This window comes from Luteibacter sp. HA06 (assembly GCF_054061215.1).
In genome coordinates, this window is the sequence record NZ_JBSSDZ010000001.1 from 480,606 (window position 1) to 498,781 (window position 18,176).

The window sequence follows — 18,176 nt, forward strand, 5'->3', positions numbered from 1 at the left end:
CAGAACTAAGATTTAGTGTTACAAGGAAGATGAAGTGAACTCGAAGGCCTCACCCCGTCGTCGTTCGGTGCCCCTTGGCATCAGTGAGCTGAAGAAGCAGCCCGGCCCGTTGATTCTTCATTGGCTCGGGGATCTGCAGAAGGCACGCAGTCGCGCCATGCGCTTCACTGTCAAGGCATGGTTCCGACCGATGGAAGCGATCGACGACCTCGTTGATGTCGATGTCCCGCTCGAGGCCATGCACATGATGGCCATCGGATCGCACTGGAGTTACGGAACATTCTCAGGCTTTCACGATGCCAAGGTCACGACGGTCCGGCTCGATCTTCCGTCGATGGATTTGGCCAAGGCTAATCGTGCTCAAGCCCCGACCACGACATTGTTGCCTGACTTCTCCTACTCGCTGGCGGGAATGGAAAACCCGAGCTACGTCCGTCTGGTGCCGACGCTTAAGGGTCCTGAGCTGATCTTCCCCGTCACGGAGATCGCGCGCATCTGGTATCTGTTTCATCCCGACATGCTTCCGGTCATCCTCGGTGACGGAATCAATCACCCTCGAGGTATGTCGCGTGGCGACCTTCCGTGGGATCCGGACGAGACTCGTCGGACCGGTGATGGCGCGCACGTGGTGTACCGGTCGCGCTTTGGCGACCCCAACATGAAGCGCTTGGCTCGGCTGCTGTTTGATCCGTTTGCACGTTTTCGTGCCGGTCAGTTATCTCGCATGTTCCGTGAGCTGGACAAGTCGGACCGTTTCGCCTTTCCCTTTGCAGCGTTTCCCCTGGACGGGCACCCATCCGTCAAGATTCGCTATGTCGATGTCCCTGCCTGGGAAGGGCGGCGCCCTGCACGGCGACTGGTGCTCTCCGTGCTCGGCATTGATCATCCGCCGCCGTACAAGTTCTTGACCTGGGAGCCCATCAACGACAATCGCAGGGATGACGACGGCAGTCCTGACCGGCCGATCATCACGCCGTGGAGTGATCCCCTGATTCTCCCCGACGACGATGGGGTCCTTCTTGACGGCGACGGTCGTGACCCCAAGCTGGAAAGCGTGAGTACATACATGCTCAGCTTCGACGACAACGCTTACGACGTACCAACCGATCTGGCTCCACGAAAGCCGTCGAGCCATCGGAGCGATGGCGGCCGCGCTGGGAAGCCGGTAGATGTGACGACCACGGGCCCCGATACGGGCGGCGGCCCTGAAGATGGCGTCGCCGAGCTCGCCGGCGGGGACATGCTTGACCCTCCGAAGACACCGATCGTCGAGCGGGGACCCCCCATTGCATTTCTTAGAATGCGTACTGTCTTTGACCGGGTCATCGAGATCGTCGCAGAGCAACTGCCACATTGGTCGATCGACTACCTGGCGCTGGGCGGTACGGACAACGGCGTGCTCGAAATTACGCATGAGGAGCGTGATGACTATCGGTTCCTGATCCTCCATGCGCGCGCCGCAGGACGGCATATCTACACACTGCACGGTGCGCCTATCGCAGACGATCACGGCAAGTCGCATCAGATTTTCGCGTGCAGGCAGCCATCGTTTCAGGCACTTACCGAACGCGAATTTGCGCATTGGCTGGGTGGATTCCCCTATAAGGGCCGTCCGGTGTGGGTCGAGAAGGAAGCCGGCGGCCTGAAGCTGATTCCTGAGGCGAGGAACCATCAGCCGCGGACGACACCCTTCGACGAAAACACGTGGGTGGAGTCTTTCGCGTTCAATATCGCCAGTGCCGTGACGACGTTAGCGGTACCCTGAGGTCACGCCGTGCGGGCGAGCGCGGATGTGGTCGATAACATACACACGGCGAGGAAGCAGGTCATGCGATCGTTGACAGAAGCCGAGGAGAAAGCGGTGCTCGGGGTGGCAGCGTTGAACCTTGAATCCATCGCTTTAGGAGAAGCGGCCCTACTGGGCGATCTCAACGAGGCGCGCTTTCGAGCGTCGCTTCTGGCTACGCAAGCAACCGAACTCGGCTTTGATGTGATCGGCGTGGCGGCGGCCGACGTGTGTGTGGCACTCGGTCCGGTGGACAGTGAGCCAGCCCCGGGTTACGGCGCCGCCATGTTTCGCCTCGGCGTGCTGATGGACCCCTCTCGCTAGCGGCCGATCCGCCAATTCTCGTTCAAGAACGAGCCTCGGTTCAGAAGATGCCGTTGAGGGTCCGACGGATCCGGGCGGCTAGGTCACTCGCCGTGCCCGGCTCCGCGATCCAGTCACGTGGCGTCTTGTAGGGACCACCGTCGGAAAGTCGAATTGGGGTTCGCCACCATCGGAGCGCCTGCTCCCGGCTATCGAAGGCCTCCATGGCCAGGGCAAACAGCGTGACGGAATTGCTGAGGATGCCCTCCAGTGTGGGAGGAAGCCGCCGGTCTGCATCGAGCTGCAGCGCCACGATCTCGCTGTTCAGGCTGTCTGGAGTTCCTATGGCGTCGCGCACGTGCAGAAAGTCGCTCATGAGCAAATGCGGCTCGGTAGCTGGGCCGGCCGCCGCTTCCGAACTGATCCGTGGCAGCAGCCAGTGCAAGGCGGCCGCCGCCTTTTCGGTGAAAGGAAATCCGGCCTCGGTCACGGGACTCTCCAGAAGCGACGCTTAGCTATTAGCGTACGCCGAAGCACGGCGTCGCGCAGCGCCCATGGCTGCGTGATCCCGCCGATTCGCCCTGGCGTCGGCCGTGCTTACAGCTAAACTGCATAGCACGACGCAGGAGCACTTATGACCGATCAGGAACCCGCTAAGCGCCGCTCCCTAGCCGACTTTCTTCGGCCCAAGGGGCGTCCAGTGAATACGACGCTTGGGGTCGTCACGGTCTTTCCGATGACTGTGAAGTCCGCCGAGCACATGGAGAAGCGTTTCGGAGACAGCCTCGATCATGAGCCGCCCGATGCGGTATTCGACACCTACCTGAGCTTGTGCGCATCGATCGGCGCGTTGGAGCCCGAGGGATGTGGCCTCGCACTGGACGCGATTGCCCGGCTGACGCCTTCGGATCGATCTGACCTTGCGCGAGCCGCGATGGTGGATATGACGATGGGCAACGAGGATGCCGATTCCGATCAGCCAGTATCGGACTTCGTCGTTCGCGTTGCGAAGCAAGGCCAGGCGGCGAGGAAGCAGCGCCAGGAGACGATGAGGCAACTGAAGTTGATCGGTCTCGACTTCAAGTCGCCAGCCATGCGCGCGTTCAATGAAGGGGCTCGCCAGAGTCGGCTCATCCAGCAGGCGTTGGGTGCGTCAACCGATCTGGATCGCCTCATGCGACAAGCGAATCTCATCAGTTCAATGCAAGACCCCTATGCCAAGGCGCTTGACGAGATTCGGAAGACGACCGCGCCGCTCATGCCGCCGAGAACGCCGTCGTTTGGTGTGGACCCGCGAGATCACATAATCGATAGACCGTTCATTCCGTTAGATCCCAGCAAACCCATGCGAGAGCATCAGGCGCGGCTCGAAGAGGCCGGCGATCAGGTGATCGGCTTGGCGGAGACGGTGGTGTTGCGGATCAACGGGCTGGCCGATTTCGCGCAGGAGTTTCAGATCGCCACGGCGGCGAGCGGGCGGCAGAGTCTTCGCATCGCGATCTTTGCGTTGATCGCCGGCGTCGTGCTTAGCGGAGGTCAGCTTGTGTATCAGGTTTGGAAGGATATTCACGATAGCCCCCGAGACGAACAACAGATGACGTTGCTTCGTCAGGCTAACGCTAACGCGGAGCAAGAAATCGCACTGCTCCGGCAGATGGTCCTGGAGCAGAAGAACCGCGTCGCGACCGCGTCGGGGCACGCGTCGGCGGCCGTGGCCGCTGGTTCACCTGTTGTGCCGCCAGTTGCGCTCGGCCCCTCTGGCCGGGTGCCGCCCGCTCCCAATGAGAGCGACCGAAAGAACGCTGGGCGCACGGTAGGAAAGTGAGGCCGGAGCCACTCAAGGTTTGTTGCTGCGAACCGGCGGAAGTTGATTCAACGCGTCGACGATCCAGCCCGGCTCGACTACGGCACCCCTGACCTCAAACCGGCATCGGTACACGTGGCTACGTTGGGCGTCGCGAAGCAGTTGCTTCGGCCAATCACGAAGGTAGACCTCCACGGCCGCCAAGGCATGCATGCGGTCGTCCAGTCGCCAGTGCTCGAAGGGCGTGACGGGGCGCTCGTGACCGCGAGGCCATCGCAGCGCGCGCTGTTTCGTAGCGTCGGTGAGTCCGTTTATGTGAGCCTTGCCGTACAGGCCCCGCAGCAGAATGCGTGTGCCGGCGAAGAAGTCACGGGCGCAGATCTGTGTGCCGGCGATCAGGGCGTGCCGATCTCGCAGAACGCGATGACAGCGGTGCTCAAATGCAAGGGCTCGAGCGTTGAGCGGCAGGGATACTCCCGTGGTCAGATTGAAGCCGCATTGTGGGCACGGATAGCGACCGGGTTGTTCCAGCGACACGCGCGCGAAGGTGACGGGTCCGTCGCAGCGGGGGCAGGCGTCGCACAAGGCTCGATGGTGACGAGTGCAGGCGACCTCGAACGCCAGTCGACCGGTGATGGACAGTGGACGCCCCTCACCCAGGCAGCGTGAGCAGAAGGCATGGCCATGATGGCGATGTGTCCGGTGAAAGATTCCCACCGGTGTTATCCAGGGCAACCATCCGCCGGCGGTAAGAACTGGGAACAGAATGCCCTCATAGCGCCGAAGGGTTGCATCGGCGACCTCATGCGCATCGATACCGAATCCGTCGGCGAGGCGATCGAGCAAGGCGATGGGTGCGAAACGGTCGACATCGCGCGGCCAGAAAGTGCGACCGCCCAGAACTTGGCTGGCCAAGGTGTGGTTACTGATGGCATTGGCCCATGCAAAACGATGTAGCCACCACGACAGCGCCTCGCCGCGAGCCAGCTTAGGGTGCGCGCACCACTGCAGGCTGGCGGCGGCCGACATGGTTAGCCGCGCGCGGCTAACGGGCGACGCCGACGGTCACTGGGCGGCGTCCATGTGAGATTGCGTAAGAGATCCTGCGTGATGCTTTCCTGGCCACGGGTTAGTGCGTCGGATACTGCCAAACACAGTAGGTCGCGCATCTCCCCAAGGAGACCTTCGCTCAGTCCCAGAATCAACGCGGCTACCTCGCGCTGCTGCAGGCGGGAAGGTTCGCGTAGCGGCAGTGTTGCCTCAAAGCTGGCAAGCAAGCGCCGATATTCGCCGTCCATTCGCCACGTCGGCATCCAGATGGGTGTGAGCCTATTGGACAGTTGCTCATCCTTGCTAACGGCGACCTGCGCCTCGGTTGTGCCCAGCACGACCACCGATAGACGCAGGATATTGCCTAGATGCTTGACGACGTCCATGACCACGCGACGGCGATCGTTCCTTGGGCCCAATACATGCTGGAACTCGTCAAGCATCAAGACCCGGCATCCGATACTGCCGAGAAGAGCCCGGACTTGTCGAGCTTTCTCACTAACGGGATCTCGTGCCCGGAAGGGCTGGCGAAGTGCAATGAAGATTTCGTCGTAGAGGCGGCTCTCGTCCGGGTTGGGCGGGACCTCGATGCGAAGCACCGGGACCAACGCGGTCTCTCCCTCGAGATTTGGATCCATCGGATGCCGGGCGAGGAACTCCAGGCCAACCGCCGTCTTGCCGCTGTTTGAATCGCCCAAGATCTGCAGGCCAGGCATCCGATGGGAGGGTGGGTACTCCAGCAGACCTTCCAGCCGTTCAAGAATGGCGTCGGCCGCGGCATAGCTGAACCATTTGGCTCGACGCATGAACGCGAGTCGCTCTTTGCCCGGTAGCGGCAGGATTGGGCGTACGCTTTCATCGACGTGGTCCATGTCAGTGCACCAATCGAATGGCGAACGGTTCCACGGGGGAATCGTCGTCCCAATCGTCAGTCAGCGAGCTGACTTTCGCTTGCGAACGGCTAACGTTTTCCTGCGCATCTTCGGCTTCGCGTCGACTGACGCGGTCACGTTTCTTTTGCTGCGCCTTGCGAGCCTTTACGGAGTGGGCTTGGGCATCCGCCACCATTTGGTTAAGCCGCTCGTAGGTCTGGAAGATCAGGTCCTCGTCGACTTCACGTCGTCCTTCTTTCCGCAACTGCGCTCTTACCTCGCGAAGCTCCCACATGCTGATCGACGGATGCTCAAGATGCCGAAATGGGATGGCGTAGTAACGGTTTGTCGTGGGGTCGAGGAAGTAGATGACGCTAATATCACGGGGGTCCCTTCGCACCATAAAACGCCTGGGTCGCTTGGTCTCTGGATTGACCGAGCGAATCCATGGATCGAGTACGGGGTCGTAGTACGACAGCCCGTCGATACGTAACCCATAGGACTGAATCGAGCGCTCGATCAAGGGCATGAAGTCCAGCCTCAGGCGCTTGGCATCGGCTACCGGAGGCGGTAGACCTACGCCCGGCGTGACGCCGTCGCCCAGCACACCGACCTCATAGCGCTTGATGGGCGGTCGGTCGATACCGGTATGGACACGCTGGTGATACACGTTGCAAATGTATTCGGTGAGGTATCGCTCGAGTTCACGAAGGGTAAGCACCGCCTCGGTATGCGGGGCGTACGTGCCTCGGTCTCTGGTGTTGGCGAACGTGGTGCCAGGAAGTAGATGGACCTCTTCGTTGAAGGTGCCCATGAGTCGTTCGATGTGCCCACCCCAGTTGGGTGTCTTGACCTTCCGCCATTCGACGCGAAAGCGATAGGCCTGAGCGGCGCGAGTAATCATGCTTCCGTGGAACTCTTTTCCGTTGTCCGCATGGACGGCGGCGGGCGTTCCCCACATGGGCCACCGGGTTTCGACGCCGATAACACTAAGCCAGCTGTCCTTGGGCAGGATGGCGTGGACCAGGCACATGCCCACCGAGACTTCGCTGGGAGGATCGAGCGACAGGTAGAAGCCAGCCACGCATCGCGAGTAGACGTCTATCGCCACCGTCAGCCACGGCCGGCCGATGTGTCTCCTATGCACGTCATCGACGATCACGACGTCCAAGGGAGTGTGATCGATCTGCCAATAGGCGCCGGGGTAGTCAGCCCCGGGGAAGCTGCCCGGACGGGCGGCGAACTTGTCATCGGCCGCTTTTCGGCCAAGGCGTCGCTGGGTCACCAGCTGCTCCGAGAGCTCAGCAACACGGCGACGAACCGTATTGGGGTGAGGGGCCGCGATCCCTGCCCGCCGGCACGCCAGTTCAATGTCGCGCATGACCTGGGAGATTAGCGGCCGTTGCGGCTGGAGATATCGTTGCTCCAGATTCTCGCGTATCAGTGCATCGGCAAGCGGATCTAGGCGGGATGCGCCACGGCCACCGGAGGGCTTGTGCGGCGCCAGGTCGGCGATGTCGCCGCCCTCCTTAAGCTTCTTGATCCACCTATATATCGTGGCAACGTGTACACCCAGATGCTGGCCAACCTCCGCTATCTCCTTCCGTGAGGGATGCTCGGCCGCCAGCAGAGGAGCGAGCGCCGTTGCTCGCCGCTGGGCTAGCTCCCAATCGTCGGCGGACAGGGATTCAAAGCGCGAGCTCTGGTTGGCGTCGTCCACCACTTCCGCCTCGCCGCGACCCATGGCCGCGAGGAGTGAGGCGATAGCTACGCGGACCTTTTCGCCCGTATCGACGCGCACCGCGAGGATGGAATAGAGGTCCACATACCGGACGAGGGTGTAAGCAATACCGTCGACGACGACGTCGCGCCCAATACGCAAAATATCCCGGGCCGACGACTCAGTCATAGCAAGCAATCTCAGTGTGCATGGTGATGCGATCTGACAGGTCGCAGATGAACTTCCTTGCCGATACGAGCGTCCACACGGCGGACAGCAGTTGGGCGCGCTCCCACGGATCCGCTGCCAAGTGGCTCACAAGCTTGTCCGGCGTCGTTGGTCCGAGGAATTGGAGGGTCTTGATCAGAAGGTCCTGGATCCCTCCCTCCACTTCATCGTGGCCATAAGGCAACAAGAACTTCGCGTTCCAGAGCAAGCCACTGGACCGAATCTCGCGGTCAGTGACGATCCGAAATGCCCAGCCCTGCCTCCGTGCATGCCGACGAGCAGCCTTAAAGCGATATTTCCACTTCGACCAGTTGTCACGAAGCTCGGCGCGCTGCTTCACCTCGTACAATACCTTGTGCTCTCGTGGGGGATGCGCGTCGTAGTCGAGGTATGTAACGAGGACGTCGGGAACATAGGTGGGGTGGCCATCTCCGACCTCAACACGCAAGGGCTGCGGTTCCCACCGGACGACCTTAAGGTCGAACTCCAGAAGCACGTAGAAATCGCGCTCGAGCGACGACTCAAAACGGGCCGCCTCGGGACCCGTTTGCTTCTGGCTGGGTATGACACCCGCCAGGGCGCGACGGCCAAGACCAATTTTTCGGGCAGGGGGCAAGGTGCGGGGGAATCCAGTCGCATCAGTGTGGTGGAAATTGTAATCGGTCGCAGCGACTACGGTAAGCGCTCGCATGGTGTTTGGTAACTTCATCGCCTGTGGGCCAGAGTTCGACACCTAAACAGTCGCAAGTACTTCGGGATTTGTCATCGGCGGCGGTTCGTCGCCGCGTCCGGGCGAGATCTCGCTCGCGCATAACGGCGTGCTCTTCCTCGACGAGTTGCCCGAGTTCAGTCGGCACGTCCTCGAGGTACTGCGCGAGCCGCTCGAGTCCGGCCAGATCGTGATCTCGCGGGCTGCACGGCAGTCGACATTCCCTGCGGAGTTCCAGCTGGTTGCCGCGATGAATCCGTGTCCCTGCGGTTATGCCGGCGACCCGACCCACGACTGCCGATGCACGCCCGACCAGGTGCACCGCTACCGCGCACGCATCTCCGGCCCGCTGCTCGATCGCATCGACCTCTGTGTCGAAGTACCCCGCGTACCCATTTCCGATCTGACCGCGCCTCGCGGTCCACATGACGACGACAGCGCCACCGTTCGTCGCCGCGTCATCAATGCACGAGAGAAAGCGTTGCTCCGCGCCGGGCAGCCGAATTCCGACCTGAGTGTGGTCAACCTCGAACGCGACTGCGCACTACCGCAGGCCGAGCGCGAGTGGCTCGAAGGTGCGGTTGAAAAACTCGGCGCCTCGGCTCGTGCTTACCATCGCGTGCTTCGTGTTGCGCGCACCATTGCCGATCTTGAAGGTGGGGCGGGGTGTGTGGAGCAACATCATCTTGCTGAGGCGCTGCATTACCGGCGGTTCTGATCTCAGGATGACCGCATGGCGACGACTGGCGGTACCGCTGCCGCTCGCATCGCCGGTGCCAGTACGGCTAGCTGGCCAAGTATCCATAAGGCGGCCGCACCCATCGGCAGATACCACGCGGGCAGCCTCGGCAATTCGTAGATGTTCATCAGAGCCAGGTTGATGCCATACGCGAGAGCCATGCCGAGTGCGATGCCAATCGTCACGATCAGGAAGTTCTCGATCTGGAAGTAACGCAGGATGTCCCTCCGCGTCGCTCCCAATGCTCGACGGACTCCAATCTGCTTGCGTCGCTGCGCGACCCAGAAGCTCGCCAGTCCAACGATGCCGAGTGCCGTCGTCCCCAACAGCGCGACAATGACGGCGATCAGCAAGCCCGTCATCACCCGATCATTGAGGAAGAACCTGTCGCGAAGTTCATCGATGGTTCGGCTCTGCTCCAGGTCGAGTACGGCGTCGGGAGCGATCTTGAGAACGGCCTGCCGGGCATCGCGCATGACGCGCGGAAGATCCGCAGGGCTCGCGCGAATCAGGTACTTACCCGCGAACTGTGGACCCGGCAGGGCCGGCACGAGGATCGACCAGTCGGCGTCCTTCTCCTGACCTGCACCGGGCTGCGGAATCGTCAGGTGATCGACGACACCGATCACACGAAAGTGGGTGTACAGGCCCCAAAGCGTCTTGTCGAGCGGGTTCTCGCCCGGCCATAAGTGCTCCGCAAGCACTCGTGTTATGACGATCGGGGCTTCCTTCGGGACGATCTGGGCAATAGCCATATAGTCGTCGGGCGCCGGCATACGCCCTGACGTTAACCGTAAGCCCATCGCCTTCGCTGCCGTGGGGTCCGCGAGATAGAAGTCGACGACACCGGCAAATTGCTGCCTCGCTGCATCAAGAGCCACGCCGGCCTTGATGCCGGACTCTCCGAATGGGACGGCGTCGATTGCACCGACGGACTCCACGCCAGGTATCGCACGCAATCCCGCAACCACCCGCGCATTCAGATCGTTCGCTTGCTGGGGCTCGAAGCCTTCGATCTTGATCGTGCCCAGCGCGTGTTCGTCGACGCCGCTCTGCACTTGCATCGCCTGAACGCGCCCTGCGATCAGGAAGCAGGCGTTGCAGAGAACGGCGCACGCCAGCGCGATTTCGAGCGCCAGGACGATGGTCGCTATCCGGTGCTTGCGCAGTGCGGCGAGAACGGGCTGGATCTGCAGGCTGCTCATATCAAAGGACCTTCAGCTGCAGGGCGGGCTCGACGAGGCTGGCACGAGCCGCCGGCAGCAGGCCGGCGACAAGACTCGCCCCGACCGAACTCAGGAACGTCACCAAGAACATCGACGTGTCTAGGTGCACGAAGTCCGCGTATGGAACCGGCTGTTGGCGGACAAGCCAAAGACCAGCCAGCGTAAGCAACAGACCACCCAGCCCACCGAGCGCACCGATCACGCCCGCCTCGACCAGGCACTGAATGAAGATGGCGCGGCGCGTTGCACCCAGCGCTCGACGCAGGCCGATCTCGCCGCCGCGCCGCAGGAACTTCGCCAGGAGAAGCCCAACGACATTGCACAGGCAGATCGCCAGGAAAGCTAAGGCCAGTGACGTCTGCAGCTTCACGTCGCTCGGTACGACACCGTTGAAGTCGAGCCATTCGGTCAGGGTTCGCATTCGGGTGAGATCCGTGCGGGTTACGCGGCCGAGCGAATGTTGCTGGGCGACGTAACCATCGAGGAAGCGGCGATACGATGCGACTTTGGATGCGTCGCCAAGTTGCACCCAGAGTCCGACCCAAACGCACGATGAGTTCTGTAAATGCCCTGGCGTCTCAGGCTGAGCCCAGCAGGTGAACGGCTGGAAGTTACCGTCGTTGATTTCCAGCGCCGTGGTAAAGGGCGTGATCACTCCCTCGGGCCTGGCATAGAAGTCGGCCGTCTGTCCGCTGGAAAATCGCCCTCCTGCCACGTCGTAGAAGAGGGGAGAGGGCCGCCACGGCGCGAGGACACCGATGATCCGGACATCGCTGTTCTTCAGTCGCAGGGTCTCGCCCACGCTGTTCCGGCCTGCGAAGAGTCGCTCATTGAAGTCGGAGGAGATGACGGCAACGCGCGCATGGGCGGCATCGTCTTCGGCGCTCCAGCTTCGGCCGAAACGGAAAGGCACGTCGAACATCGTGAAGAAGTCCGACGTGGTCGACAGCATCGATAGCATGAAGGGTGGAAGTCGCGTTGCCGGTGCCCGCAGCTTTACCTGGCTGCTAACGACGAGTGCCTGGCGATCAGCGCGGTGTGCGCTCCAGAGATCCATCGCGGAGGTGTAGTCGAGCACGTCATGAGGCTCCCGGCCCTTAGCGTCAGGGTCCGCCTCAAGCTGTGGGTAGAAAATCTGTCCGCTGCGGCCCCGAAGCGGGTCGGCGGATAACAGGTGCATGATGGTCAGCGTCGTCATGCTGGCGCCGATACCGACGGCGATCGCGAGGATCATCAGTGCGGTCAGTACCTTGTTGCGTCGCAGGCTGTGCAGGGCCATCTCGACGTAGTAACCGATCATTGGCTTTATATCTCCCGGCCGGACGCCCCTCGTCCCGCATAGCCAGCATGCACCCGGTGAAAAGGGCGGACATGTGCAGGAGGTCAGGTGTCTTTCGGCATGTCAGAACAGTTATGGTCGGGGTATTCCCTCGCCAGACCGGTCATCTCATGCCCTCAGCCTTGCGGCGTCTCCTTTCGCCGATGCGCCTTCTCATCGCCCTGCTCGTCTTCCACGCGATGGCGACCGTCGCTATCGCCTCACCGCTAACGAAGAACGGTGGCGCAATGCGTGTGCGCCTGGAGAACGGCGCCCCTGGCACGGCGAGGGTGGATGACCAGGGCCACGCGATCGATGCCCACGACGGACAGATCCAGCGCTTCGGCGATCGCTACTTCCTCTATGGCACGCGCTATGGCTGCGGCTTCCGCTGGAACGACAAGAAGTCGCCGTTCTGTGGGTTCGTCGCCTATTCGTCCCGCGACCTGATGCACTGGCATGCCGAAGGCGCGCTCTTTGATGCAACCACGCCGTACTGGCAGCAGCGTTGCGACGGTTCCACTTACGGATGCTTTCGCCCACACGTGGTCTACAACGCGCGGACCCGGCGTTACGTTCTGTGGATCAACAGTTACGACGTGTCAGTGGGCTATCACGTCTTCACCGCGGCCGCGCCGACTGGCCCGTTCGTGGAGGCGCCGTTGCCGAAGCTCGCGATCAACCGTGAGCAACCGCCTGGCTTGAACCACGGTGACCACGATGTCTTCGTCGATCGCGATGGCAAGGCGTACCTCGCCTATACCGACTGGCGACGGAAGGGCGATATCGTCATCGAAGAACTCAACGAGGCCTATCTCACCGGTACCGGTCGTTACGCTCGTGTCGGCCTGAAGTCGACCGAAGCGCCTGCGATCTTTCGCCGTGGAGACACCTACTACCTGACGTTCTCCGATCCCAATTGCGGCTACTGCACCACGGGCACGTCGTACCTGCATGCGACCTCGCCCCTGGGTCCATGGGAAGGCAAGCCAGCGAATGGGGAAGGGGAGTCGCAGCATCGCGGCCTGCGCATCAGCGACACGTCGTGTGGCGGTCAGCCCGCCGCCGTTGCGACGCTTCCGGGGCCCGGCGGCCCGATGTTCCTCTACCAGTCGGACCGGTGGGACAACGGTAATCCGAGTGAGACCCGCGCGACGCACTACTGGGAGCCGCTGCGCTTCGACGCGCAAGGCGCCATCGAGCCTTTGACCTGCGCCGCCGGTTTCGACGTCGACCTGATCGGGAATGTCCGATAACGTACGTGCAAAGCAGCAAAATACGGGCCAAAGTCGCTGAAAAGAGTTAATACTTATTTCATGTACTGCGTAGTTGACGAATCCCAGGGGCGAGCGGATAATTCTGTACCAGGCGGTTCTCTAATGGGCTGCCCGCCCCGCTCCGGTGCTGGATACCCCTCCCTCCCCCCGCTCCAGCACCGGGGCCCGGCCTTTCTTCACCTCACAATCTTTATGCTGTCCCTTATCTCGGCCCGCCTCACGGTGTTGGCCGATTTTCTTTTGCGACAAGGGATCACATGGGCATCGAACTCGGCATGCTGCTTACCCTGATGCTCGGCATCGGGTTCCTCTGCCAGTGGATCGCCTGGCGCGTCAGGCTGCCGGCCATCCTCTTCCTCCTGCTTGCCGGCATCGTTGCCGGCCCCGTAACCGGCCTGTTGCACCCGGACAAGGTCCTGGGTGATCTGCTGTTTCCCATTGTCTCGCTGGCGGTGGCAGTGATCCTGTTCGAGGGCAGCCTCACCCTGCGCTTCCATGAGTTGAAGGGTATCGGCCACGCCGTGCGTGGACTGGTGAGCTATGGTGCGATCCTCGCGTTGTTCATGCTGGCCGGGGCGGCCCACTGGATCGGGGGGTTGAGCTGGGAGCTATCGTTTTTGTTCGGTGCGCTCACCTGTGTCACCGGCCCCACCGTGATCGCGCCCATGTTGCGAACGGTCCGGCCGAACGCACGCATCGCGAATGTCCTGCGCTGGGAAGGCATCGTCATCGACCCCATCGGTGCGCTGTTTGCCGTGCTCGTGTACGAAGCGATCGTGTCGCACCGCGAAGGACATTCGATCCAGGTGTTCCTTGGCACCGTTGCCTGCGGCGTGGTCGTTGGCGCGATCGCCGCGTTCGTCCTGGGTCGTCTGTTGCGCCGGCAGATCATTCCGGAGTACCTGCAGAATTACGGCACGCTCGCCGCCGTGCTTGCTGCCTTCAGCGTGTCCAATGCCTTCGCCCATGAATCGGGTCTGCTCGCCGTCACAGTCATGGGCATCGCGCTGGGCAACATGCGTGATGTGCACATGGACGACATCATGGACTTCAAGGAACACCTGACGACCCTGCTGGTGTCGACCTTGTTTATCCTGCTTGCCGCGCGGCTGGACTGGCCGCTACCCAATGGTGCGTTGCTCGCCGGCATCCTGATTTTCGTCGTCGCACAGCTGTTCATCCGGCCCCTCTCCGTGTTGCTCTCCAGCTTCGGTAGTGCGTTGTCCTGGCGGGAGCGCGCGCTGATCGCCTGGGTCGCGCCACGCGGTATCGTGGCGGCCTCCGTTTCCGCCTTGTTCGCCATCCGCCTCGAGAAAATCGGCATGGCCGGCGCGGACAAGATGGTCCCGCTCGTGTTCCTGATGATCATCGGGACGGTCGTCTTCCAGAGCGCAACGGCGCGTCCGCTGGCTCGCTGGCTGAAAGTGGCGGATCCGGACCCTCGCGGTGTGCTGATCTACGGGTCGGACGCCGTCGCGCTCGAGATCGCGCGCTCCCTGGCAGCGGTTGAAGGCCTTCGCGTGGTGGTTGCCGACGACGACTGGAATGGCATCCGCATCGCACGCATGGCCGGGCTTGCTACGTTCTTCGGCAACCCGCAATCGCAGGCGGCCGATCGCAATCTCGACCTTGCGGGCATCGGGCATCTGTTGGCCATGTCCACGCATCGCGAGCTCAATTCGCTGGCCTGCGTGCATTACCGCGAGGAATTCGGGCGCGACAAGGTCTATCGCTTGCGCAACCTGTCGCCCGAAGAAAGTCATGGCCGTGCGTCGCTGGCCGGAAGCCTGTTGGCTACGGTCCTGTTTGCCGACGACATGACTCATGCACGATTTGCCGACATGCTCCTGGAGGGATGGCGGGTCAAGTCCACGCGCCTGACCGAGACCTTCGACTGGCCGCACTTCATCGAGCAGTACGGGTCGCGCACGGTGTTGCTCTTCGGGGTGGAGGAGAAGGGCGACCTGCGCATTGCCTCCAGTCACCGCGAGCTTGAACCGCGTCCCGGCTGGACGGTGATCGCGCTGGTGCCAGCGCAGCATTGACCGGCTTTTGCTCTGCGTATGGTCGCGCCTACTTGTAAGGAGGTGCGACCATGCACAGCTGACGACGCTTAAGCCGCCGATGCAGGATGGAACTGCTCTTCTTCGGTCGAGCCACTCAGCGCCGAGAGCGAACTGAACGAGCCGGAGATCACCTGGTTAACGGTGTCGAAATAACCGGTGCCCACTTCGCGCTGGTGCTTCGCCGCGGTGTAGCCGTCCTTCTCAGCGGCGAACTCCGCTTCCTGAAGTTCGACGTAAGCCGCCATCTGACGGTCGCGATAACCGCGTGCCAGCTGGAACATGGAGTAGTTCAGTGCATGGAAGCCGGCCAGGGTGATGAACTGGAAGGCGTAGCCCATCTCACCCAGCTGCTTCTGGAACGTGGCGATGGTCTTTTCGTCGAGGTTCTTCTTCCAGTTGAAGCTCGGCGAGCAGTTGTAGGCCAGCTTCTTACCCGGAAACTTCGCGTGGATGGCTTCGGCAAAGCGACGTGCCTGCTCCATGTCGGGCGTGGCGGTTTCGCACCAGATCAGGTCCGCATACGGCGCGTACGAAAGGCCGCGGCTGATGGCCTGCTCGATACCCTGCTTCGACTCGTAAAAGCCTTCCACCGTCCGCTTGCCGGTAAGGAACGGCTTGTCGTTCTCGTCGATATCCGTGGTGACGAGGCCAGCACCCATGGCGTCGGTGCGCGCGACGATCAGGGTCGGCACGCCGGCGACATCGGCAGCCAGGCGTGCGGCGATCAGCTTCTGCACGGCTTCCTGTGTCGGCACGAGCACCTTGCCGCCCATGTGGCCGCACTTCTTCGCGCTGGCCAGCTGATCTTCGAAGTGCACGCCTGCGGCGCCGGATTCAATCATGTGAGTCATGAGTTCATAGGCGTTGAGTACGCCGCCGAAGCCAGCTTCAGCATCCGCCACGATCGGCACCAGCCAGTCGATATTGTCCTTACCCTCGGCGTGATGGATCTGGTCGGCGCGAAGCAGGGTCTTGTTGATCTTGCGCACCACGTTCGGCACCGAGTCGACCGGGTACAGCGACTGGTCGGGATACATCGCGCCAGCGGTGTTCGCATCTGCTGCGACCTGCCAGCCCGAGAGATAGATCGCCTGCAGTCCGGCCTTCACCTGCTGCATGGCCTGGTTGCCGGTCAGCGCGCCGAGCGCATTGACGTAGGGCTTGTCGTGGATCGAGCGCCACAGGCGTTCCGCGCCGCGACGAGCGAGGGTGTGCTCGACCTGCACCGTGCCGCGCAGACGAATCACGTCTTCGGCGGCATAGGGACGCTCGACGCCGTTCCAGCGATCGTTGTTCTTCCAGTCCAGCGTGATCTGTTCGGCGGTATGCGTCTTCATGGTGTGGCTCCTTGGAGAGTGATCAGGACAGGTGTTCGTAGGCGGGCAGGGTGAGGAAGTCGCGTAGCTCGTCGGCGTGCGTCAGGGCCGAGATCAGCGCAGCGGCCTGCTCGGCACGCGCCGCGCCGGGATGAGAGCTTTCGCGCAGGCGATGGCAATGGGTGGCCAGTGCGTGATCGAACAGGGCGAAGTCGATCGGCGCGTGGTCGCTGAATTCCAGCGGCTCGTGGTGCAGCCACTGCCACAGCTGGGCACGCGCGATTTCGGCGGTGGCGGCGTCTTCCATCAGGTTGTGGATGGGTACGCAACCGAGGCCTTCGAGCCACGCGGCGGTGTAGCGAAGGCACACCTCCACGTTGTTGTCGAAACCCGCCCGTGTGATCGTGCCGATCGCCGGCGCGATGAGTGCATCACGCGAGGCGACAACGTCGTCGCGTGACACGTGCAACTGGTTCGATGTACGCATGTGCTCGTTGAAGATGGCCTCGGCGATCGGGACAAGCGCCGGGTGGGCCACCCAGGTGCCGTCATGCCCTGCCGTCACTTCGCGAAGTTTGTCGGCGCGCACCTTGGCCATCGCTTCTTCGTTAGCGGCTTCGTCTCCACGAATGGGTATCTGCGCCGCCATGCCGCCCATCGCAAACGCGCCACGGCGATGGCAGGTGCGGATGAGCAGTTCGGAATACGCCTTGAGGAAGGGCGCCGTCATGCCGACCTGTCCGCGCTCCGGCAGCAGGCGGTCACCATGCGCACGGAACGTCTTGAGGTAGGAAAAGATGTAATCCCAGCGTCCGCAGTTAAGGCCGACGATGCGGTCGCGTAACGCGTGCAGGATTTCGTCCATCTGGAAAACGGCGGGCAGTGTTTCGATGAGGACGGTGGCTTTCATCGTGCCGTGGGGCAGGCCGAGCACCACCTCGGCGTGCGTCATCACCGATTCCCACAGCGCCGCCTCTTCCATGCTCTGCAGCTTGGGCAGGTAAAAATACGGGCCGCGATCGCGTGCGTGCAGCGCCTTGGCGTTGTGGAAGGCGTACAGGCCGAAGTCGACCAGTGCGCCGGCGACGACATCGCCATCGACCTCGGCGTGACGCTCCGGCAGATGCCAGCCACGGGGCCGGACCACCAGGACGGCCGGATGATCGCCGACGCGATAAACCTTGCCGTCGGCGTTGGTGAATTCGATGCTGCCGTCGACAGCATCCCGCAGGTTGCGCTGACCTTCGATCTGGTTGGTCCAGGTCGGCGCGCTCGAATCCTCGAAGTCCGCCATGAACACCCTGGCGCCGGAATTGAGCGCGTTGATGATCATCTTCCGTTCGACAGGCCCGGTGATCTCGACACGGCGGTCCATCAGGGCATCGGGGATCGCCGCCACGGACCAGTCGGCCTCACGGATCGCCACGGTGTCGGTCCGGAAGTCGGGCAACTCGCCGGCGTCGTAGCGCAGCTGGCGGGCTGCGCGTTCCGCCAGCAGGGCGAGGCGGCGGCTGTCGAACCGCCGGTGCAGGTCCGCCACAAAAGCGACCGCCTGCGGGGTCAGCACGTCCGCATAGGTCCGGCTGCCATCGCCGAAGCGGACGCCTGCCAGGGGATCGATCTCGCTCTTGGGAACTGCCATGGGATGGTGCCTCGGAGTGCGGGTCTGGTGTTCACCCTAGGTCCGATGCGACCTTTTTGACAAAACAAATGTTTCAATGATTAACATTAACAATGCTAATGTTGGCTACAACCCATTAAT

At 62.2% G+C, this 18,176-nt stretch carries 14 protein-coding genes and 1 pseudogene; 6 read left to right on the forward strand and 9 right to left on the reverse strand.

The features are described 5' to 3' along the window. Positions 1 to 34: 34 nt before the first annotated feature. A complete protein-coding gene (locus ACVWWJ_RS02080) occupies positions 35 to 1,765 on the forward strand; it encodes a hypothetical protein (protein ID WP_456966597.1) in 1,731 nt (576 codons plus the stop codon). 63 nt (positions 1,766 to 1,828) lie between these two features. Further along, a complete protein-coding gene (locus ACVWWJ_RS02085; RefSeq protein ID WP_456966598.1) occupies positions 1,829 to 2,110 on the forward strand; it encodes a hypothetical protein in 282 nt (93 codons plus the stop codon). A gap of 40 nt (positions 2,111 to 2,150) precedes the next feature. On the opposite strand, the gene ACVWWJ_RS02090 is transcribed toward ACVWWJ_RS02085, so the two are convergent. After that, positions 2,151 to 2,579: a hypothetical protein gene (locus tag ACVWWJ_RS02090; RefSeq protein ID WP_456966599.1), complete on the reverse strand. Its 429-nt coding sequence runs from the start codon at positions 2,577 to 2,579 to the stop codon at positions 2,151 to 2,153. Between the two features lie 210 nt (positions 2,580 to 2,789). On the opposite strand from ACVWWJ_RS02090, the gene ACVWWJ_RS02095 reads away from it, so the two are divergent. Further along, the gene (locus ACVWWJ_RS02095) at positions 2,790 to 3,914 is read left to right on the forward strand and encodes a hypothetical protein (RefSeq protein ID WP_456966600.1); all 1,125 of its coding nucleotides are present in this window, start codon (positions 2,790 to 2,792) and stop codon (positions 3,912 to 3,914) included. Positions 3,915 to 3,926: 12 nt separating this feature from the next. On the opposite strand, the gene ACVWWJ_RS02100 is transcribed toward ACVWWJ_RS02095, so the two are convergent. From ACVWWJ_RS02100 to ACVWWJ_RS02115, 4 genes are read right to left on the reverse strand one after another with little or no spacing between them, the layout of a single operon-like run. Beyond that, the gene (locus ACVWWJ_RS02100) at positions 3,927 to 4,922 is read right to left on the reverse strand and encodes a TniQ family protein (protein ID WP_456966601.1); all 996 of its coding nucleotides are present in this window, start codon (positions 4,920 to 4,922) and stop codon (positions 3,927 to 3,929) included. A gap of 2 nt (positions 4,923 to 4,924) precedes the next feature. Beyond that, entirely contained in the window at positions 4,925 to 5,815 is an 891-nt protein-coding gene (locus ACVWWJ_RS02105) for a TniB family NTP-binding protein (RefSeq protein ID WP_456966602.1), read from the reverse strand. 1 nt (position 5,816) lies between these two features. Beyond that, complete coding sequence (locus ACVWWJ_RS02110; RefSeq protein ID WP_456966603.1) at positions 5,817 to 7,724, reverse strand: Mu transposase C-terminal domain-containing protein; 1,908 nt, start codon at positions 7,722 to 7,724, stop codon at positions 5,817 to 5,819. Further along, positions 7,717 to 8,472 (reverse strand): TnsA endonuclease N-terminal domain-containing protein, encoded by a 756-nt coding sequence (locus tag ACVWWJ_RS02115; protein WP_456966604.1) that lies wholly within the window; start codon positions 8,470 to 8,472, stop codon positions 7,717 to 7,719. The genes ACVWWJ_RS02110 and ACVWWJ_RS02115 overlap by 8 nt, the downstream gene beginning before the upstream one ends. A gap of 52 nt (positions 8,473 to 8,524) precedes the next feature. Here ACVWWJ_RS02115 and ACVWWJ_RS02120 point away from each other — a divergent pair. Then, a pseudogene (locus ACVWWJ_RS02120) lies at positions 8,525 to 9,190 on the forward strand (ATP-binding protein); the annotation flags it as partial. Positions 9,191 to 9,192: 2 nt separating this feature from the next. On the opposite strand, the gene ACVWWJ_RS02125 reads toward ACVWWJ_RS02120, so the two are convergent. Further along, positions 9,193 to 10,407 carry an FtsX-like permease family protein gene (locus ACVWWJ_RS02125; protein ID WP_159889769.1) on the reverse strand — a complete coding sequence of 405 codons (1,215 nt, stop codon included), beginning with the start codon at positions 10,405 to 10,407 and terminating at the stop codon, positions 9,193 to 9,195. Positions 10,408 to 10,417: 10 nt separating this feature from the next. Next, entirely contained in the window at positions 10,418 to 11,737 is a 1,320-nt protein-coding gene (locus tag ACVWWJ_RS02130; RefSeq protein ID WP_456966605.1) for an ABC transporter permease, read from the reverse strand. A 182-nt stretch (positions 11,738 to 11,919) separates the two neighbouring features. Here ACVWWJ_RS02130 and ACVWWJ_RS02135 point away from each other — a divergent pair, with 182 nt between their 5' ends. After that, positions 11,920 to 13,011, forward strand: a complete 1,092-nt coding sequence (locus tag ACVWWJ_RS02135) for a family 43 glycosylhydrolase (protein WP_456966606.1) — start codon at positions 11,920 to 11,922, stop codon at positions 13,009 to 13,011. 278 nt (positions 13,012 to 13,289) lie between these two features. Continuing rightward, entirely contained in the window at positions 13,290 to 15,077 is a 1,788-nt protein-coding gene (locus ACVWWJ_RS02140; protein WP_456966607.1) for a cation:proton antiporter, read from the forward strand. 68 nt (positions 15,078 to 15,145) lie between these two features. Here the strand turns inward: ACVWWJ_RS02140 and aceA are convergent, their stop codons facing one another. Then, the gene (gene aceA / locus ACVWWJ_RS02145) at positions 15,146 to 16,435 is read right to left on the reverse strand and encodes an isocitrate lyase (RefSeq protein WP_159895690.1); all 1,290 of its coding nucleotides are present in this window, start codon (positions 16,433 to 16,435) and stop codon (positions 15,146 to 15,148) included. Positions 16,436 to 16,457: 22 nt separating this feature from the next. Further along, entirely contained in the window at positions 16,458 to 18,056 is a 1,599-nt protein-coding gene (aceB, locus tag ACVWWJ_RS02150) for a malate synthase A (protein WP_456966608.1), read from the reverse strand. Between the last annotated feature and the right edge of the window lie 120 nt (positions 18,057 to 18,176).

Bases quoted from the DNA above. Each gene is read 5' to 3' on its own strand.
- ACVWWJ_RS02085 (WP_456966598.1), top strand. From the start codon at position 1,829: ATGCGATCGTTGACAGAAGCCGAGGAGAAAGCGGTGCTCGGGGTGGCA.
- ACVWWJ_RS02105 (WP_456966602.1), bottom strand. From the start codon at position 5,815: ATGGACCACGTCGATGAAAGCGTACGCCCAATCCTGCCGCTACCGGGC.
- aceA (WP_159895690.1), bottom strand. From the start codon at position 16,435: ATGAAGACGCATACCGCCGAACAGATCACGCTGGACTGGAAGAACAAC.
- ACVWWJ_RS02115 (WP_456966604.1), bottom strand. From the start codon at position 8,472: ATGAAGTTACCAAACACCATGCGAGCGCTTACCGTAGTCGCTGCGACC.
- ACVWWJ_RS02100 (WP_456966601.1), bottom strand. From the start codon at position 4,922: ATGTCGGCCGCCGCCAGCCTGCAGTGGTGCGCGCACCCTAAGCTGGCT.
- ACVWWJ_RS02135 (WP_456966606.1), top strand. From the start codon at position 11,920: ATGCGCCTTCTCATCGCCCTGCTCGTCTTCCACGCGATGGCGACCGTC.
- ACVWWJ_RS02110 (WP_456966603.1), bottom strand. From the start codon at position 7,724: ATGACTGAGTCGTCGGCCCGGGATATTTTGCGTATTGGGCGCGACGTC.
- ACVWWJ_RS02140 (WP_456966607.1), top strand. From the start codon at position 13,290: ATGGGCATCGAACTCGGCATGCTGCTTACCCTGATGCTCGGCATCGGG.
- aceB (WP_456966608.1), bottom strand. From the start codon at position 18,056: ATGGCAGTTCCCAAGAGCGAGATCGATCCCCTGGCAGGCGTCCGCTTC.
- ACVWWJ_RS02130 (WP_456966605.1), bottom strand. From the start codon at position 11,737: ATGATCGGTTACTACGTCGAGATGGCCCTGCACAGCCTGCGACGCAAC.